The following is a 17,658-nucleotide window of genomic DNA, read 5'->3' as shown; positions in this document are numbered from 1 at the left end:
GCCGAACCCTACTCGCCAGTAGGCTACGCCTATGACCGACAGGTACGCGAGCTTCGTCCAGACAGGGGCCGGTCGCGCGCTGGTCAAGCGCCTCGGGCTGCCCGACCCGCCCCGACTGCGCCGGCACACGCCGGGCGACCCGCTCGCCCCCGGGCCGGTCCTGCTCGGCTCCTCGACCGGCGGCCAGCTCACCGAGCCGGTCCGCCAACGCCTGGCCGCCGCCGGGGTCGAGCTGGCCGACCCGGCCGCCACCGCCGCCGACAGCCGCTTCGCCGCCCTGGTGTACGACGCCAGCGGCGTCACCGACTCCACCGGGCTGCGCCAGCTCTACGACTTCTTCCATCCGCAGGCCCGGTCGCTGCTGCCCAGCGGTCGGGTGATCGTGCTCGGCACGCCGCCGGCCGAGTGCGACTCGCCCCGGGAGGCGACCGCCCAGCGCGCGCTGGAGGGGCTGACCCGCAGCATCGGCAAGGAGTTCGGCCGGGGTGTCACCGCCCAGCTCGTGTACGTCACCCGGCACCGCGACCCCAGCACCCCGGTGAGCCTGGAGTCCACGCTGCGCTTCCTGCTCTCCGGTCGCTCCGCGTACGTCTCTGGGCAGGTCGTCCGGGTCGGCACCGGCACCGCCGTCGTGCCGGCCGACTGGAACCGGCCGCTGGACGGGCAGGTGGTGCTGGTCACCGGCGCGGCCCGGGGCATCGGCGCGGCGCTGGCGAAGGTGCTGGCCCGCGACGGCGCGCAGGTGGTGGCACTCGACGTGCCGGCGGCCGGCGACGAGCTGGCCGCGGTGGCCAACGACGTCGGCGGCAGCGCCGTGCAGCTCGACCTGACCGCGCCGGACGCGCCGGCCCGGCTGGCCGAGCACCTGGCGTCCCGGCACGGCCGGGTCGACGTGGTGGTGCACAACGCGGGCATCACCCGGGACAGGACGCTCGGCCGGATGGACGCCGACCGCTGGGACTCGGTGATCGACGTGAACCTGTCCAGTCAGGAACGGATCAACGACGTGCTGCTGGAACGCGACCTGATCCCGACCGGCGGGCGGATCGTCGCGGTCTCCTCGATCGCCGGGATCGCCGGCAACCGGGGGCAGACCAACTACGCGACCAGCAAGGCCGGCGTGATCGGTCTGGTCGACTCGCTGGCCCCGGTGCTGCGTGAGCGCGGGATCAGCCTGAACGCGGTCGCGCCCGGGTTCATCGAGACCCGGTTGACCGCGCGCATCCCACTGACCATCCGGGAGGCGGGACGCCGGATGAACAGCATGGCCCAGGGCGGCCTGCCGGTGGACGTGGCCGAGACGATCGGCTGGCTCTCCTGGCCGGCGACCGGCGCGGTCAGCGGCAACGTGGTCCGGGTCTGCGGCCAGAGCCTGCTGGGGGCGTGATGGCACCCCACGACCACGACCGCGAGGACCTGACCCTCCCCGACCTGATCGAGGGCCCCACCCGGGACCTCACTTCGGCCCGCGCCGCCGCGCTGGCCCACTCCGACGATCATGAAGTTGACGGCACTTCAGGAGATCCACAAGGCAGCCAACTTCATGATCAACCGGGCGGGGCGGGTGGGGGGCCGGGTGGGGAGCCGGGTGGGGGGCCGGGTGGGCGACGTCAGGAGGTGCTGGGGCGGCTGCCGGCGGCCGGCGGGCTGTACCGGCGGGCGCTGCTGGGGGCGGTGCCCGGTCTGGGCGGGCGGCGGGGGCGGGGGCGGGAGCTGCCGGCCGTCGAGCTGACCGTCGCCGGGGTGCCGGTGGATGCGGCGCACCTGGCCGCCTACGACCGGGTCTGCGGGTTCCGGCTGGCCGACCGGCTGCCGGCCACGTACCTGCACGTGCTCGGGTTCCCGGTGTCGCTGCGGCTGATGACCGCCGCCGACTTCCCGATCCCGCTCACCGGCGTGGTGCACGTGGCCAATCGGATCACCGTGCACCGACCGGCCCGGGTCGGCGAGACCGTCGACTTCCACACGTACGCGGAGAACCTGCGTCCGCACGAGCGGGGCCGGCAGCTCGACGTGGTGCTGGTCGGCTCGATCGGCGGGGAGGAGGTGTGGCGCGGCGTGTCGACGTACCTCGGGAAGGAGCGTGCGGCCGGCGGTGGCCCGCGGCGCGACCGTGGTGACCGCCCGACGCCGCCGGCCACCACGGCGCAGTGGCGGGTGACGCCGCGGGTCGGTACGGACTACGCGCGGGTCTCCGGCGACCACAACCCGATCCACACCTCGAAGCTGGGTGCCCGGCTGTTCGGCTTCCCGCGCCCGATCGCGCACGGCATGTGGAGCAAGGCGCGTTGCCTGGCCGCGTTGGAGGCCCGGCTGCCGGATGCATACACCGTGGACGTGGCGTTCAAGCTGCCGGTGCCGCTGCCGTCCACGGTGGCGTTCCGGGCCGCCGCCGACGGCGCGGGTTGGGACTTCGGGCTGCACGGCGCACGGGACGGACGACCGCACCTGGTCGGCACCGTCCGCTGAGGAGAGGGGGCTTGCCGGCCCCCTCTCTCGTGCGTTAAGTTGTTCTCAGATTGAGTTGTTCTCAACCTGAGAGAGTGAGCGCCGTGAACGAGCAGGACTTCCTCGCCGGATACGACCCCCGCGACTACCCGGCGGTCGCGGTCACCGTCGACGTGGTGGCGCTGACCATCCGCGAGGACGCGCTCCACCTGCTGCTGATCCGCCGGGGCGCGCCGCCGTACGAGGGGCACTGGGCGCTGCCCGGCGGCTTCGTCCACCCCGACGAGGACCTGGCCGCCGGCGCGCGACGCGAGCTGGCCGAGGAGACCGGGCTCGGCGGCGAACGGCTGCGCCGGGTGCACCTGGAGCAGCTCGGCAGCTACGGCGCACCCGACCGGGACCCGCGCATGCGGGTGGTCTCCGTCGCCCACCTGGCGTTCGCGCCCGACCTGCCCGACCCGGTCGCCGACAGCGACGCCGACGAGGCGATCTGGCTGCCGGTCACGGCGCTGACCAGCCGGCAGCTCGCCTTCGACCACGGCCGGATCATCGACGACGGCTTGGAGCGGGCCCGGTCCAAGCTGGAGTACACGCCGCTGGCCACCCGGTTCCTCGCCCCCGAGTTCACCGTCACCGAGCTGCGCGCGGTCTACGAGACGGTCTGGGGACACCCGCTGCACGCCGGCAACTTCCACCGCAAGGTGCTCTCCGTGCCGGGCTTCGTGGAGAGCACCGGCGCCAGCACCGAGCGCGGCGGCGCACGCGGCGGCCCGCGCGCCAAGCTCTACCGCCCCGGCGACGCCCGCCTCCTGCACCCCGCCCTGCTGCGCCCCGCCCGCGAGGAATCCATCCGATGAGGTGCAAGGAGGGGCCCCCGCTTAACGCCTCCGGTAGAGGCGGGGCCCCCGCTTATCACCGGCAGCTCAAGGCGCCGCAGCATCCGAGCGACAACGACCTGATGGCCCGCGAGGCACGCGCGCTGCGACGGATCGCCGCGCGGGGCGACGCCCGCCACCTGGCGTACGTGCCCCGGCTGGTCGACTCCTACCCGGTGCGTGACCCGGCGACCGGCGCGGAACTGCTGGTCAACGAGTTGGAGACGGTCCCCGGGCTGCACAGCCTGGAGGACGTGCGCCGGGCGTACCCCGATGGGGTCGACCCCCGCGACGCGGCCTGGATGTGGCGACGGCTGCTGGTCGCGCTCGGCCTGGCCCACCGGGCCGGCGTGGTGCACGGCGCGGTGCTCCCCCGGAACGTGCTGATCGAGCCGGACGCGCACGGCCTGGTGCTCGTCGACTGGTGCTTCTCCACCGAGCCCGGCGGGCTGGTGCCGGCCCTGGTCACCGGCATGGCCGACTGGTACCCGCCGGAGGTCACCGGGAAGCGGCCCTGCGGCCCCGGTACCGACATCGCGCTGGCGGCCCGCTGCCTGGACTGGCTGATGGCCGACCGCGCGCCACGCGAGCTGCGCGCGTTCGCGGCCGGCTGCCGGCAACCCGCGCTGACCGCCCGGCCGGACGACGCCTGGCGGCTGCTCCGCGAACTCGACGAGGTGCTGGAGCGGCTCTACGGGCCGCGCACCTTCCGACCCTTCACCCTCAACCCCTAGGGAGGCTGCCATGGGCAGCGGAATCTGGTCCACCGACGTGTACGACGCCGCCGACCGTTACCGGCGCCGGACCGGCAAGAGCGCGTTCTCCTACAGCGACAGCGGGGCCCGGCAGGTGCACCCCGCACTCGACCCGCGCGACGCGACGCGGGAGAGCCGCGACTCCGCCGAACACCCGCAGTCGACGCCGATCGCGGTGCTCTTCGACGTCACCGGCTCGATGGGACACGTGCCCCGGGTGCTCCAACGCAAGCTGCCGCAACTGCTCGGCCTGCTGCTCCGCCAGGGGTACGCCCGCGACCCGCAGGTGCTGTTCGGCGCGATCGGCGACGCCACCTGCGACCGGGTGCCGCTCCAGATCGGGCAGTTCGAGTCCGACAACCGGATGGACGACGACCTCGGCCGGATCGTGCTGGAAGGCGGCGGGGGCGGCCAGATGATGGAGTCGTACGAGCTGGCGCTGCACTTCATGGCCCGGCACACGGCCACCGACAGTTGGGAGAAGCGGGGCCGACGCGGCTACCTGTTCATCATCGGCGACGAGCTGGCGTACCCCCGGGTGAAGGCGCGTGAGGTGACCCGGCTGATCGGCGGTGGCCTGGCCGAGGACCTGCCGATCCGGCAGGTGGTGGACGAGGTGACCGCGCGGTGGGACACCTACTACCTGCTCCCGGCCGGCAGCCACTACGCCGGCAACCGCAAGGTGCTCGACTTCTGGCGCGGCCTGCTCGGGCAGAACGCGGTCGAGCTGGACGACCTGGACGCGGTCTGCGAGACCATCGCGCTCACCGTCGGCCTCGGCGAACAGGCCATCGACCTGGACGCCGGGCTCAGCGACCTGGACCGGGCCGGCTCGACCGCCGCCCGGACCGTCTCCCGGGCACTCGCCGGGCTCGGCGGTGGCCGGCGCGCGGTCGCGGCGCTGCCGTTCGCCCCGACCGACGGCGGGAACGGGGTCACCCGGCTGTGAACCACGTGCTGGTGGTCGACCTCGGCTACGGCGACGCCGGCAAGGGCACCGTCGTCGACGCGCTCTGCGCGACCCGGCCGGTGCACACCGTGGTCCGCTTCAACGGCGGCGCACAGGCGGCGCACAACGTGGTGCTGCGCGACGGGCGGGCGCACACGTTCGCGCAGTTCGGTGCCGGCACGTTCCGTCCCGGGGTGCGGACGCACCTGGCGCGGCACGTGGTGGTCGACCCGCTGGCGTTGGCCGCCGAGGCCGACCACCTCGCGTCGGTCGGCGTGCCCGACGCGTTCGACCGGCTGACCGTGGACGGGGAGGCGTTGCTGGCCACGCCGTACCACCGGGCCGCCAACCGGGCCCGGGAGATCGCCCGGGGAGCCGACCGGCACGGCTCCTGCGGGCTCGGGGTGGGCGAGGCGGTCGCGTACGGCCTCGCCCACCCCGACGAGGCGCCCCGGGTCGCGGACTGCCGCCGGCCGGCGGTGCTGCGCCGCCGGCTCACCGCGCTGCGCGACCGGCTCACCGCCGAACTGGGAGCGCTGGACGCGCCGCCGGTCGACGACTGCCTGCCCGCGTACGCGGCGTTCGCCGACCGGGTGGCGATCGTCGACCGGAGCTGGCTCGCCGGGGCGCTGCGCGCCGGCACCTGCGTGTTCGAGGGCGCGCAGGGCGTACTGCTGGACGAGTGGCACGGCTTCCACCCGTACACGACGTGGAGCACCACGACGTTCGCCAACGCCGAGACGCTGCTCGCCGAGGCCGGGATGGCCGGGACCGCGCAGCGGCTCGGGGTGCTGCGGGTGACCACCACCCGGCACGGCCCCGGCCCGCTCGTCACCGAGGACCCGGCGCTGCCGTTCACCGACCCGCGCAACCCGACGAACGAATGGCAGGGCCGGTTCCGGTTCGGGCACTTCGACGCCGTCGCCCACCGGTACGCCCTCGACGTGGCGGGCGGCGTGGACGGGCTGGCGCTGACCCACCTCGACCTGGCCGGCCCTCACCTGCGCATGTGCCGGCGGTACGCGGACGGGCTCGACCGACTCGTGCCCGGCCCACCCGGGGACCTGGACCGGCAGGCGGCGTTGACCGCCCGGCTGATGCTTGCCCGGCCGGTGCTGGACGAGTCGCCCACCGACTGGCCGGCAGCCGTGTCGGAGGCGCTCCGCGCCCCCGTGCTGCTGACGTCGCACGGCCCCACCGCTGAGGAGAAGGAGGGGCCCCTTGTTAACGCATTTTGTATAGGAAGGGCCCCCGCTTAACGCCCAGCGTCGAGCATGGGGGCATGGGGGACGTGCTCGACCTGCTGCACCAGACGGTGACCTCGCCGTGGGTGTACCTGGTGATCGTCGCGGTCACCGCGGTCGACGCGTTCTTCCCGGCGGTACCGGGTGAAACCGTGGTGATCACCGCCGGCGTGTTCGCGGCGAGCGGCGAGCCGCACCTGGTGGCGGTGATCGTGACCGCCGCGCTCGGCGCACTGGTCGGCGACCACGTCTCGTACGCCATCGGGCGCGGCGGGGGCGCGCACCGGCTGGCCCGGTTGCCCGCCGACAGCCGGCGGCGGGCGAGTTCCGAGTGGGCCCGCCGGGCGGTCGACAGGCGCGGCGGGATGATCCTGACGACCGCGCGCTACGTGCCCGGCGGCCGCACCGCGGTCACGCTCACCATGGGCGCGGTCCGCTATCCGCTGCGCTCGTTCCTGCTCTACGACGCGTTGGCGTGCGGCACCTGGGGGATCTACTGCGGGCTGCTCGGCTACTTCGGCGGGCTGGCGTTCGAGCACAACCCGGTCACCGGGCTGCTCGCCGGCATCGGCATCTCGGTGGCGGTCACCGGCCTGTTCGAGGCCGCCCGCTGGGCCCGTCGCCGGGCGCGCGCCCGGGCTGCGGCACGACGCGGGTGTTAAAAGGGGGCCCCGCCTATACCGGAGGCGTTAACCGGGGGCCCCTCCTTAAACCGCACCCGGGCGCCAGGTGATGCCGCGTAGGAGTTGGTCGGCGCCCAGCCAGGCGACGTTCATCATCCGGGTGGCGGTCTTCTCGGCGTCGGCCTCGGGGTGGTCGGCCAGCCAGTCGGCCAGCGACTCGGACGCGCCCACCAGCGCGTACGCCACCACCTCCAGGTCGGTGGCGCCGACCTCGCGGCCGGAGGCGCGCAGCGCGTGGTCGAGCATGCCGGCGACCACCTCGACCAGCCGGCCGCGCATGGTGGCCAGCTCGGCGGCGAACGGCTGGGAGCCCCGGGCCTGCCGGTAGAGCACCGCCCAGCCGTCCCGGTGCGCGCCGACGAAGCCGAAGAACGCGCGCAGCCCGCGCCAGAGCCGCTCGTCGGCCGGCAGGTCGGGGGCGGCGGCGCCGGCGATGGCCTCCATCATCCGGGTGCCCTCGCGGTGCAGGCAGGCGACGAAGAGTTCCTCCTTGGTGCCGAGGTAGGCGTAGACCATCGGCTTGGAGATGCCGGCGTCGTCGGCGATCTCGTCCATGCTGGCGGCGTGGAAGCCGCGTCGGGAGAAGACCTTGACCGCCGCGTCGAGCATCTGCTGCTCGCGTACGGCGCGGGGAAGGCGCTTGAACGTCGGTGTGCTGGACACTCTTGCAAGCATACCTACTCGTGCGTAAGGTTACGCTGGAGTAACCAAAATCGAGAGGTGTCTTCCATGACTGACTTCGACCCGGCCACCTTCGCGAACGTCGGCCCGAAGGAGTTCGCGCAGCTGGTCAAGTCCACGCCGGACGACAAGATCGCCGAGATCATGTCCGGTGACGCGCGCGGCAAGATCCTCAGCGAGGTCTTCAACCGGATGCCCACGCTGTTCCGGGCCGACCGCGCCGGCTCCACCAACGCGGTCATCCACTGGAACATCACCGGTCGTCCGGACGGTGGCACCGACACCTACGAGATCGTCATCGAGAACGGCACCTGCACCGTCTCGGACACCCCGACCCGGGACCCGAAGCTCAGCCTCACCATGGGCCCGGTCGAGTTCCTGAAGATCGTCTCCGGCGGCGCCAACCCGGTGATGATGTTCATGACCGGCAAGCTGAAGGCCAAGGGCGATCTGGGCCTGGCGGCCAACATCGCCAACCTGTTCGACATCCCCAAGGCCTGACCATGGCCGAGTTCTCGCTCGACCTGAACGAGGAACAGCGGGACCTTCGCGACTGGGTGCACGGCTTCGCCGCCGAGGTCGTGCGCCCGGCCGCGGCCGAGTGGGACGCCCGGGAGGAGACTCCCTGGCCGGTCATCCAGGAGGCGGCGAAGGTCGGCCTGTACGGGTTCGAGTTCCTCGCCACCTGCTGGGCCGACCCCACCGGCCTCTCCCTGCCGATCGCCAGCGAAGAGCTCTTCTGGGGCGACGCCGGCATCGGCCTGAGCATCTTCGGCACCGCCCTCGCGGTCGCCGGCATCTACGGCGCCGGCACCCCGGACCAGCTCGTCGAGTGGGTGCCGCAGTGCTTCGGCGACACCGACCAGCCGGCCGTCGCCGCGTTCTGCACCACCGAGCCGGAGGCCGGCTCCGACGTCGGGTCGATGCGGACCCGCGCCGTCTACCACGAGGCCACCGACGAGTGGGTGCTCAACGGCCAGAAGGCGTACGCCACCAACGGCGGCATCGCCGGGGTGCACGTGGTCACCGCCTCCGTCGCGCCGGAGCTGGGCTCGCGCGGGCAGGCCGCGTTCGTCGTACCGCCGGGCACGCCCGGCCTCAGCGCCACCCGCAAGCTGCGCAAGCTCGGGCTGCGCGCCTCGCACACCGCCGACGTCTTCCTCGACGACGTCCGGGTGCCGGGCCGCTGCCTGCTCGGCGGCCGGGACGCGCTCGACGAGCGGCTGGCCCGGGCCCGCGCCGGCCAACGCGCCTCCGGCCAGGCGGCGATGCGCACGTTCGAGCTGTCCCGGCCGACCGTCGGCGCGCAGGCGCTCGGCGTGGCCCGCGCCGCGTACGAGTACGCGCTCGACTACGCCAAGGAGCGGGTGCAGTTCGGCCGGCCGATCATCGAGAACCAGGCGGTCGCGTTCGCGCTCGCCGACATGCGGATGGAGATCGACGCCGCCCGGCTGCTGGTCTGGCGGGCGTCCTGGATGGGCCGCAACAACCGGCCGTTCACCGCCGGCGAGGGCTCGATGTCCAAGCTCAAGGCCGGCGAGGTGGCGGTCTCGGTGACCGACAAGGCGGTCCAGCTTCTCGGCGGCGCGGGCTTCCTGCGCGACCACCCGGTCGAGCGGTGGTACCGGGACGCCAAGATCTACACCATCTTCGAGGGCACCTCCGAGATCCAGCGGCTGGTCATCTCCCGGGCCATCTCCGGGATGCAGATTCGCTGATCGCCGCCGGACCCCGGCCCGCGACGGCACGCCGTGCCGGGCGTACCGATGCGCGGCCGGGGTCCACCCGGTCGCCGTCGGCGCCGTCGCGGGCCGGGCCCCCTCGCGCGACCGACCAGGTCGGATGCATGATCGGGAGACCTCGAACGCGAAGGAGGTTGCGCCGTGGACCTGCCGTTCATCGTCGCCACGCTGACCCGACGCGGACTGCTCACCCCGGGCCGCCCGATCCGGGTGGCCTCGCAACTGAACGCGCTGCGCCGGTGGGGCTGGAGTCTCGCCGGGGAGCTGCGCCAGGCCGCCGCCCGCGACCCCGGCCGGGTCGCCGTGGTGGACGAGCACGGCGCCGCGCTGACCTACCAGGAGCTGCTGGACCGCTCGGAGCGGTTGGCCCGGTCGCTGCGCTCCGGCCTCGGCGTGCAGGCCGGCGACCGGGTGGGGCTGCTCTGCCGCAACCACCACGGGCTGATCGAGGCGATCGTCGCGTCGATGCTGCTCGGCGCGGACGCCGTCCTGGTCAACACCGGCCTCTCCGCGGCCCAACTGGTCACCGTCGCCGACGAGCAGGGCCTGCGCGTGCTGGTGCACGACGCCGAGTTCGCCGACCGGGTGCTCGGCCTCCCGGCCGAACTGCACCGGGTCGACGAGCGACGGCAGGAGGAGCTGATCGCCGGCGCGGTGCCCGGCGACAAGCTCCAGCCGCCGGAACGCGACGGCCGGACCATCGTGCTGACCTCCGGCACCACCGGCACGCCCAAGGGCGCCCGCCGGCCCACCCCGCACGGCTTCGGCCCGCTGGTGTCCATCATCGACCGGATTCCGCTGCACGCGCGGGACGTCGTCATGATCGCCGCCCCGATCTTCCACACCTGGGGGTACGCCGCCCTCCAGGTCTCGTTCGCGCTGCGCGCCACGGTCGTGCTGCACCGCCGCTTCGACCCGGCCGCCACGCTGGCCGCGCTGTCCAACCAGCCGTGCGACGCGCTCTTCGCCGTACCGGTGATGCTGCAACGGCTGATGGAGGTCGCGCCGCCGGCGCACCGGCCGCCGCTCAAGGTGGTCGCGGTCAGCGGCTCCGCGCTGCCGGGCAACCTGGCCACGGCGTTCATGGACCGCTACGGCGACGTGCTCTACAACCTGTACGGCTCGACCGAGGTCTCCTGGGCGTCCATCGCCGGCCCGGCCGAGCTGCGCGCCGCGCCCACCACGGCCGGCCGGCCGCCGCACGGCACCCGGCTGGAAATCGTGGACGAGGCGGACCGGCCGATCCGGGACGGCCGGGTCGGCCGGATCTTCGTCGGCAACGAGATGCTCTTCGAGGGCTACACGTCGGGCGCCGGCCGGGAGAGCCGCGACGGGCTGCTCGACACCGGCGACCTGGGTCGACTGAGCCCGGAGGGCCTGCTCTTCGTGGACGGGCGGGCCGACGACATGATCGTCTCGGGTGGCGAGAACGTCTTTCCCTCCGAGGTGGAGGATCTGATCGCCCGGTTGCCGCAGGTCCGCGAGGTGGCCGTGCTCGGCGTGCCGGACCCGGAGTACGGGCAGCGGCTGGCCGCGTTCCTGGCGCTGCGCCCCGGCGAGACGCTCGACCCGGAGGCGGTCCGCGAGTACGTCCGGCGCTACCTGGCCCGCTTCTCGGTGCCCCGCGATGTGATCTTCGTCAAGTACCTGCCCCGTAACGCCACCGGCAAGGTGCTGAGTCGGGAACTACGCCGGTACTTCGGCTGATCGGCTGACCACAGAGGACGGAGCATGGTGCTACCTTTGCCCGCGTTTCAGTGGGTGAACGGGGAAAAACACCATGGTCCGACTCCGCCGACGAACCGCGCTCGGCCTCCTCCTCGGCGGCGCGTCCGCCTCCGCGCTCGGCCCCCTCGAACCGGTGCGCGGCGAGCACCGCGAGAGCGCCCCGGTCCCCCGGCAGCTCCCGCCGGTCGAGATCGAGAACCGCGCGGCCGGCGCGCCCTGGTGGCCGGCGGACGGCGGCCGGGCCGCCGACGACCGGCGACGTCAGATCCAGGGGTACGCCTCGACGACGAGCGTCGCCCCCGGCGAGACGATCGACTTCCACGTCGCGGTCGACCCGGCCGGCCCGTTCCGGATCACCGTGCACCGGATCGGTTGGTACGCCGGCGCCGGCTCCCGCACGTTGCTGACCAGCCCCGAGCTGACCGGCGAGCCGCAGCCGGTGCCGCCCGCCGACCCGGACACCGGCGCGCTCGACTGCCGGTGGCCGCGCTCCTGGCGCCTGCGCGTGCCCGAGGGCTGGGCCTCCGGCCTCTACCAGGCCGTCTTCACCTCGGCCGCCGGCTGGCGGGCGGCCACCCCCTTCGTGGTACGCGACGACCGGCGGGCCGCCGCGCTCTGCGTGGTGCTGCCGGTGACCACCTGGCAGGCGTACAACCAGTGGCCCCGCGACCGGCGGGCCGGCCGGAGCCTCTACAACGGCTACCGCCCGAACGGCCGACGCGATTCCGAGTTGCGGGCCCGGGCGGTCTCCTTCGACCGCCCGTACGCCGGCGCGGGCCTGCCCACCCAGGCCGACCGCGACCAGGACGCGATCCGGTGGCTGGAACGCAACAGCTACGACGTCAGCTACGCGACCAGTTTCGACCTGCACTCCGGTCGCCTCGACCCGGCCCGGCACCGGGGGCTGGTGTTCTGCGGACACGACGAGTACTGGTCGGCGGAGATGCGCCGGGCCGTGGAGGCCGGGCTGGCCGGCGGCACCAGCCTCGCCTTCTTCGGCGCGAACAGCGTCTACTGGCACGTACGCGTGGGCGCCGCCGCGGACGGTCGCCCGGAACGGCTGGTCGAGTGCGCCAAGACCCGCCCCGACCCGGGCGAGGACGCCGCCGGCCCGACGGTCACCTGGCGCGACCTCGACCGGCCGGAGCAGGCGCTGCTCGGCGTGCAGTACAACGGCATCGTGCTGACCCCGCAGCCGCTCGTGGTGCGCTCGGCCGACCATTGGGTGTGGGCCGGCACCGGGGTGGCCGACGGGGACCGCGTCCCCGGCGTGGTGGCCGGTGAGGCGGACGGCGTGAACGCGGGCGTCCCCCGCCCCGGCGGGACGATGCTCAGCTCGTCGCCGTACCCGGCGCAGCAGGGTGGCCGGCGGCTCCAGGGCACCCACGTCCACGAGACGCCGCAGGGCGCGGTCGTGTTCGCCACCGGCACGCTCGGCTGGACCATGGCACTGGACCGGCGCGGCCACCGCGATCCACGCATCGAGCGGGCCACCGCCAACGTGCTCGACCGGATGGTCGCCCGGGACCGGTCCGCGCCCGCCTGACGGCCACCCACGAGGTTTCCACCCAGGACCGACCACGGGTGCGCTGCGGTGGTCCCCGCGGCGCTCGCCATGCTGCCGCCCGCGCCCCCGGTCAGCCCGGGATCGTGATCCGGCCGTCCACCGCCGTCGCCGCGATGTCGGTGCGGTGGTGGGCGCCGGCCAGCTCGACGCCGCGTACCAGCGCGTAGGCGGCGTCGCGCGCGGCGGCCAGGTCCGGGCCGGTGGCCGTACCGCAGAGGACCCGGCCGCCCGCGGAGCGCAACGTGCCGTCGGCGTCGCGGCGGGTGCCGGCGTGGATGATCCCGGCGCGGTCCGCGCCGGTGATCACATCACCGGTACGCGGGCCCGCCGGGTAGCCCTCGGCCGCGACCACGACGGTGACCGCCGCGCCGTCGCGCCACCGCAGCGGCGGGTGCGCGCCCAGGGTGCCGGTGGCGGCGGCGTGCAGCAGCCCGGCCAACGGCGTCTCCAGCAGGGCGAGCACCACCTGCGTCTCCGGGTCGCCGAAGCGCGCGTTGAACTCGATCACGCGAGGACCCTTCGCGGTGATCGCCAGGCCCACGTAGAGCAGGCCGGCGAACGGGGTGCCCCGGCGGCGCAACTCGGCCAGCGTCGGGTGCACCACGTCGCGCATCACGTCGTCGACCAGGCCCGCCGGCGCCCACGGCAGCGGCGCGTACGCGCCCATGCCGCCGGTGTTCGGCCCGGTGTCGCCGTCGCCGACGCGCTTGAAGTCCTGCGCCGGCAGCAACGGCAGCGCCGCGTCGCCGTCGGTGACCACGAAGAGCGAAACCTCGGGACCGTCGAGGAACTCCTCGATCACCACCCGGCCGCACTCGGCGGCGTGTCGCTCGGCGAGCGCCCGGTCGTCGGTGACCACCACGCCCTTGCCGGCGGCGAGCCCGTCGTCCTTCACCACGTAGGGCGCGCCGAACTCGTCCAGCGCCCGCGCCACCTCGGCCGCGTCGACGCAGGTGTACGCGCGGGCGGTCGGCACGCCGGCGGCGGTCATCACGTCCTTCGCGAACGTCTTCGAGCCCTCCAGCCGGGCCGCCTCCGCGCCGGGGCCGAACACCGCGATGCCCTTGGCGCGTACCGCGTCGGCGACGCCGGCCACCAGCGGCGCCTCCGGACCGATGATCACCAGGTCGGCCGCCAGCTCGACGGCGAGCGCGGACACCGCGGCCGGATCGGTGGGGGTCACCTCCCGCAGCGCGGCGACCTCCGCGATCCCCGGATTCCCCGGTGCCGCGACAAGCGCCTCGACGGCCGGGTCACCGGCCAACCCGAGCGCGAGCGCATGCTCCCGCCCCCCACCACCCACAAGAAGAACCCGCACGACCGCATCCTACTGACCCCACCACCCCACCCCGTTGATCATGAGGTTGGCGGCAGGATGTGAGATCGAAAATGCCGCCAACCTCATGATCGACGCGTGGTCCGGGCGGTCAGGGCCTGGCGGACCACCTGCGGGATGTAGTCGGGGCGGAGGGTGTCGGGCCAGGTGAAACGGAGCACGGCCCAGCCGGCGTTGGCCAGGCGGTTCTGGCGTCGCCGATCGTCGAAGAGCGCGTCGGGAGCGCTGTGCGGCTCCCGGCCGTCCGCCTCGGCGATCACCCGGGCGGCCCGCCAGCCCATGTCTCCGATGCCGAGCAGATAGCCATCGGTGTCACGCACCTCGACCTGGAGGGCGTCCGGTGGGACGCCGCCGTCGACACAGCGGAGCCGGGTACGTGTCTCGAGCGGCGACTGCGCCGCGCCGTTCGCCTCGGCCAGGTAGGTGCGTGCAGCCACCGCACCTCGCCGACCCGCGATCAGGGCAGGGATGGAACCGAACTCGTCCTCGCTGAGCTTCCCGCGGTTCAGCGCCGAGTCGAGCAGCGCGACGGCGGCGTATCGGCGCTCCCGGAGGATCAGATCCGCAAGTGTCCGCACGGGGACGGTCACCGGGATGCCGTCGACCGACGTCAGGTCGCCGGCGGCATGCTCGAACTGGTGCAGGACGACGACGCGATCCCGGACGCGCGCCGGTCGGGCGGCGTCGCCTGGTAAGGCGACGTGGATGGCAGGCGTTCGCGGGAGGCCCGCGATCCCGTGCAGTTCAGCGGCGGTAGCGAGAACGGCGTGCGCCTCCGGTCCCGAGGACAGCACCGCAGCCCGAATCGCGCAATGTCGTTCCCGGGTGGCCGACCCGGAGGAGGGCCGCACGGCATACGTCGCGCGAGCCAGCCGTCGCCATCGACCGGAGGTGAGGAGATTGTCGATCTCATGTCGACTGAATCCGACACTCAGCGCCTGCTCCCGAGTGACGACGCCACCCTGTTCCCCGGCAATTCGCCCGAGCACCAACTCACGTTCCACCCACCGAGCCTCCCGGCGACCAAGCCCCGCGAAAAGCCCCTGTGGAAAACCCTCCCCACCCTGTGGACAACCACCGGTCGCCGACTTCGCTCCCCCGCCCCGTCGATCATGAAGTTGGCGGCGATGTGGATCTACAAATCGGCCGCTAACTTCATGATCGACGCAGTGAGGGTGGGGTGGGTGGGGTGGGGGGTGGGGGGGGTTAGGGGAGGAGGGGGTGGCGGAGGACGTTTTCCTCGCGGCCGGGGCCTACGCCTACGACGCTCACCCGGGTGTTGGTCAGCTCCTCGATGCGGGCTATGTAGCGCCTCGCGTTCTCGGGGAGCTCGTCCTCGGTCCTCGCCTTGGTGATGTCCTCCCACCAGCCGTCGAGCTCTTCGTAGATCGGCGTGGCGTGGTGGAAGTCGGTCTGCGTCATCGGCATGTCGTCGAAACGCTCGCCGTTGATCTCGTACCCGACGCAGATCGGCACCTTGGGCAGGCCGGTCAACACGTCCAGCTTGGTCACCACCAGGTCGGTGACGCCGTTCAGGCGGCAGGCGTACCGGGCCACCACGGCGTCGAACCAGCCGCACCGGCGCTCCCGACCGGTGGTGGTGCCGTACTCGTGGCCGACCTTGCGCAGGTGCTGCCCGTTGTCGTCGAACAGCTCGGTCGGGAACGGGCCGGAGCCGACCCGGGTGGTGTACGCCTTGCTCACCGCGATGACCTTGGTGATCGCGGTCGGCGGGATGCCGGCGCCCACGCACGCCCCACCGGCGGTCGGGTTCGACGAGGTGACGAACGGATACGTGCCGTGGTCCATGTCGAGCATGGTGGCCTGGGCGCCCTCCAGCAGCACGGTCTCGCCGCGGTCGAGCGCGTCCCAGAGCATCACCCGGGTCTCGGCGATGTAGGGCCGCAGCCGCTCGGCGTACGCGAGGTACTCCTCGACGGTCTCGTCGACGTCGATCGCCTTGCGGTTGTAGACCTTGAACAGCGTCTGGTTCTTCTCCCGGAGCGCCAGCTCCAGCTTCTTGCGCAGGATGCCCGGGTCGAGCAGATCCTGGAGCCGGATGCCCATCCGGGCGACCTTGTCGCCGTACGCCGGGCCGATGCCCCGGCCGGTGGTGCCGATCCGGGAGCTGCCCAGGTAGCGCTCGACCACCCGGTCCAGCGCCCGGTGGTGCGGCATGATCAGGTGCGCGTCGCCGGAGATGCGCAGCCGGGAGACGTCCACGCCGCGCTCGGCGAGCCCGTCGATCTCCTGCAGCAGCACCTTCGGGTCGACCACCACGCCGTTGCCGATGACGATCATCGCGCTCGGCGAGAGCGCGCCGGACGGCATCAGGTGCAGCGCGTACTTCTGGCCGTCCGGCGTGATCACGGTGTGGCCGGCGTTGTTCCCGCCGGAGTAGCGCACGACGTAGTCGACCCGCTCACCCAGCAGGTCGGTAACCTTGCCCTTGCCCTCGTCGCCCCATTGGGCGCCGAGGAGCACGATCGCTGGCATCTTCTCCGCCTCCAGAAGGCTCGGGTGCCAGGTGGCGACCGGTCGGCGAGCCCGGGGTGTCAGGCTAACAAGTAGTGACGGCGGGACCGGCAGGGGTTCGTCGAGAAGCAGGAGGCTCGTTCGTGTACGACGTGGTGCTGCTCACCCTCGGCTCGGAGCGGGACGCTCCCGGTGCGGGCTGTGGCAGCGGCGGAGCCTGCTGTGGTGGCGCGGACGAGACCGTCGAGGCAGCCGGCGAGGAGCGCTGCGAGACACCGCGCGTACCGGTGCTGGCCTGCGCGGACGCGTTGACCGCCCGGGGCGCGCGGGTGACCACGGTGACCGCCCGGTCGGATGCGGAGATCGACGAGGTGCTGGCCCGCCTCGACGGCCCGCCCCGCCCCGACGGCCTCACCTGGCCAGACCCCGACGGCAAGACCCGGCTGATCGTCGCCACGGCCAGTGACGGTCAGTTGCGCGCCGTGCTGCGTCGGCTGGTCCGCCGGTACGCTCCGCCGCCCAGCCGCCGCCCGGCCGACCTGCCGGAGAACCGCACCCTGCCCGACCTGCCCCCGGTCGGCGTACTCCCGCTCGATCCGGCCCGGGCCGGGACGGCGCGGGACCTGGCCGCGCAGCTCGGGCTGCCGCGTGACCCGGCGGCGGTGGCCACGGCGGTGCTGGACGGCACGGCACGCCGACTGGACCTGCTGCGCAACGACGGCGGCTCGGTGACGCTCGACGGCGCGCTGCTCGGCGCCGCCGACGACGCCGGGCGGCCACTGCACTGGCGGGCCCGTGTCGAGGTCGACGGCGCGGTGCTCAGCGACGGCACCGAACCGATCACCGCGTGCGCGATCGGCAACGCCGGCGGGTACGCGCGCCTCGGCGAGGTGACGCTGCTGGCCGACCCGGATCCGACCGACGGCCGGATCGCGGTGGGCGTGGCCGTGCCCGTGGTCACCCGATCCGCGTTGGGCCGGAAGAAGGTCCGGCTCGAGGTACGCCGGGCCCGGGGCCGGGCCGTGGCGGTCGTGCCCCGGGACGATCGGGTGCCCTTCCTCGACGACGGCGTCGAGGGTGAACTGAGCCGGAAACGGTCCTGGTGGACCGAGCCGGGCGCCTGGGCGGTCTGGACGGGCTGACCCTGATCGATCCGTGCCCGGGCCACGCCGCTG

Annotated in this window: 16 protein-coding genes; 12 read left to right on the top strand and 4 right to left on the bottom strand. The window is 73.6% G+C overall.

Features of this window, described 5'->3' with window-relative positions; genetic code table 11:
* Positions 1–31 precede the first annotated feature (31 nt).
* The 7 genes from ACLQ2W_RS02940 (at position 32) to ACLQ2W_RS02910 (ending at position 6,933) form a co-directional block, all read left to right on the top strand.
* Positions 32–1,387, top strand: a complete 1,356-nt coding sequence (locus ACLQ2W_RS02940; RefSeq protein WP_425785118.1) for a 3-oxoacyl-ACP reductase — start codon at positions 32–34, stop codon at positions 1,385–1,387.
* Positions 1,387–2,469 (top strand): MaoC/PaaZ C-terminal domain-containing protein, encoded by a 1,083-nt coding sequence (locus ACLQ2W_RS02935; protein WP_425785998.1) that lies wholly within the window; start codon positions 1,387–1,389, stop codon positions 2,467–2,469. Before ACLQ2W_RS02940 ends, ACLQ2W_RS02935 begins: the two co-directional genes overlap by 1 nt.
* Before the next feature lie 83 nt (positions 2,470–2,552).
* The gene (locus ACLQ2W_RS02930; RefSeq protein WP_107158027.1) at positions 2,553–3,305 is read left to right on the top strand and encodes an NUDIX hydrolase; all 753 of its coding nucleotides are present in this window, start codon (positions 2,553–2,555) and stop codon (positions 3,303–3,305) included.
* On the top strand, positions 3,302–4,057 hold the full coding sequence (locus ACLQ2W_RS02925) for a serine/threonine protein kinase (protein WP_425785117.1): 756 nt from the start codon (positions 3,302–3,304) through the stop codon (positions 4,055–4,057). The genes ACLQ2W_RS02930 and ACLQ2W_RS02925 overlap by 4 nt, the downstream gene beginning before the upstream one ends.
* 10 nt (positions 4,058–4,067) lie before the next feature.
* The gene (locus ACLQ2W_RS02920; RefSeq protein ID WP_281933589.1) at positions 4,068–5,027 is read left to right on the top strand and encodes a hypothetical protein; all 960 of its coding nucleotides are present in this window, start codon (positions 4,068–4,070) and stop codon (positions 5,025–5,027) included.
* Positions 5,024–6,286, top strand: coding sequence for an adenylosuccinate synthetase (locus ACLQ2W_RS02915; protein ID WP_425785116.1), 1,263 nt, complete (start codon positions 5,024–5,026; stop codon positions 6,284–6,286). The genes ACLQ2W_RS02920 and ACLQ2W_RS02915 overlap by 4 nt, the downstream gene beginning before the upstream one ends.
* Before the next feature lie 23 nt (positions 6,287–6,309).
* Positions 6,310–6,933: a DedA family protein gene (locus tag ACLQ2W_RS02910; protein ID WP_425785115.1), complete on the top strand. Its 624-nt coding sequence runs from the start codon at positions 6,310–6,312 to the stop codon at positions 6,931–6,933.
* A 45-nt stretch (positions 6,934–6,978) separates the two neighbouring features.
* Here ACLQ2W_RS02910 and ACLQ2W_RS02905 read toward each other — a convergent pair whose 3' ends face one another.
* Positions 6,979–7,617, bottom strand: a complete 639-nt coding sequence (locus ACLQ2W_RS02905) for a TetR/AcrR family transcriptional regulator (RefSeq protein WP_357304213.1) — start codon at positions 7,615–7,617, stop codon at positions 6,979–6,981.
* Positions 7,618–7,683: 66 nt separating this feature from the next.
* Here ACLQ2W_RS02905 and ACLQ2W_RS02900 point away from each other — a divergent pair, with 66 nt between their 5' ends.
* The 4 genes from ACLQ2W_RS02900 (at position 7,684) to ACLQ2W_RS02885 (ending at position 12,651) form a co-directional block, all read left to right on the top strand.
* A complete protein-coding gene (locus tag ACLQ2W_RS02900; protein WP_343444160.1) occupies positions 7,684–8,136 on the top strand; it encodes an SCP2 sterol-binding domain-containing protein in 453 nt (150 codons plus the stop codon).
* Positions 8,137–8,138: 2 nt separating this feature from the next.
* Positions 8,139–9,353, top strand: a complete 1,215-nt coding sequence (locus ACLQ2W_RS02895) for an acyl-CoA dehydrogenase family protein (protein WP_281933594.1) — start codon at positions 8,139–8,141, stop codon at positions 9,351–9,353.
* Between the two features lie 165 nt (positions 9,354–9,518).
* On the top strand, positions 9,519–11,084 hold the full coding sequence (locus ACLQ2W_RS02890) for an AMP-binding protein (protein ID WP_425785114.1): 1,566 nt from the start codon (positions 9,519–9,521) through the stop codon (positions 11,082–11,084).
* A gap of 73 nt (positions 11,085–11,157) precedes the next feature.
* Positions 11,158–12,651 carry a N,N-dimethylformamidase beta subunit family domain-containing protein gene (locus tag ACLQ2W_RS02885; RefSeq protein WP_425785113.1) on the top strand — a complete coding sequence of 498 codons (1,494 nt, stop codon included), beginning with the start codon at positions 11,158–11,160 and terminating at the stop codon, positions 12,649–12,651.
* A gap of 91 nt (positions 12,652–12,742) precedes the next feature.
* Here ACLQ2W_RS02885 and purD read toward each other — a convergent pair whose 3' ends face one another.
* From purD to ACLQ2W_RS02870, 3 genes are all read right to left on the bottom strand, one after another.
* On the bottom strand, positions 12,743–13,990 hold the full coding sequence (purD, locus tag ACLQ2W_RS02880; protein WP_425785112.1) for a phosphoribosylamine--glycine ligase: 1,248 nt from the start codon (positions 13,988–13,990) through the stop codon (positions 12,743–12,745).
* An 83-nt stretch (positions 13,991–14,073) separates the two neighbouring features.
* Positions 14,074–15,012 (bottom strand): type IV toxin-antitoxin system AbiEi family antitoxin domain-containing protein, encoded by a 939-nt coding sequence (locus tag ACLQ2W_RS02875; protein WP_425785111.1) that lies wholly within the window; start codon positions 15,010–15,012, stop codon positions 14,074–14,076.
* Positions 15,013–15,214: 202 nt separating this feature from the next.
* Positions 15,215–16,504 carry an adenylosuccinate synthase gene (locus ACLQ2W_RS02870; protein ID WP_405091898.1) on the bottom strand — a complete coding sequence of 430 codons (1,290 nt, stop codon included), beginning with the start codon at positions 16,502–16,504 and terminating at the stop codon, positions 15,215–15,217.
* 122 nt (positions 16,505–16,626) lie between these two features.
* Between ACLQ2W_RS02870 and ACLQ2W_RS02865 the strand changes: the two genes are divergently transcribed.
* Positions 16,627–17,625: a diacylglycerol kinase family protein gene (locus ACLQ2W_RS02865; RefSeq protein WP_425785110.1), complete on the top strand. Its 999-nt coding sequence runs from the start codon at positions 16,627–16,629 to the stop codon at positions 17,623–17,625.
* Positions 17,626–17,658 lie beyond the last annotated feature (33 nt).

It is taken from the genome of Micromonospora sp. DT227 (assembly GCF_049841835.1).
Taxonomy (GTDB): Bacteria; Actinomycetota; Actinomycetes; order Mycobacteriales; family Micromonosporaceae; genus Micromonospora.
This window is presented reverse-complemented; position numbering and strand designations above follow the sequence as displayed.

What these genes read in the sequence shown, in the direction of transcription:
- ACLQ2W_RS02940 (WP_425785118.1), top strand. Translation starts at nt 32, where the DNA reads ATGACCGACAGGTACGCGAGCTTCGTCCAGACAGGGGCCGGTCGCGCG.
- ACLQ2W_RS02935 (WP_425785998.1), top strand. Translation starts at nt 1,387, where the DNA reads ATGGCACCCCACGACCACGACCGCGAGGACCTGACCCTCCCCGACCTG.
- ACLQ2W_RS02925 (WP_425785117.1), top strand. Translation starts at nt 3,302, where the DNA reads ATGAGGTGCAAGGAGGGGCCCCCGCTTAACGCCTCCGGTAGAGGCGGG.
- ACLQ2W_RS02920 (WP_281933589.1), top strand. Translation starts at nt 4,068, where the DNA reads ATGGGCAGCGGAATCTGGTCCACCGACGTGTACGACGCCGCCGACCGT.
- ACLQ2W_RS02910 (WP_425785115.1), top strand. Translation starts at nt 6,310, where the DNA reads ATGGGGGACGTGCTCGACCTGCTGCACCAGACGGTGACCTCGCCGTGG.
- ACLQ2W_RS02900 (WP_343444160.1), top strand. Translation starts at nt 7,684, where the DNA reads ATGACTGACTTCGACCCGGCCACCTTCGCGAACGTCGGCCCGAAGGAG.
- ACLQ2W_RS02895 (WP_281933594.1), top strand. Translation starts at nt 8,139, where the DNA reads ATGGCCGAGTTCTCGCTCGACCTGAACGAGGAACAGCGGGACCTTCGC.
- ACLQ2W_RS02885 (WP_425785113.1), top strand. Translation starts at nt 11,158, where the DNA reads ATGGTCCGACTCCGCCGACGAACCGCGCTCGGCCTCCTCCTCGGCGGC.
- ACLQ2W_RS02870 (WP_405091898.1), bottom strand. Translation starts at nt 16,504, where the DNA reads ATGCCAGCGATCGTGCTCCTCGGCGCCCAATGGGGCGACGAGGGCAAG.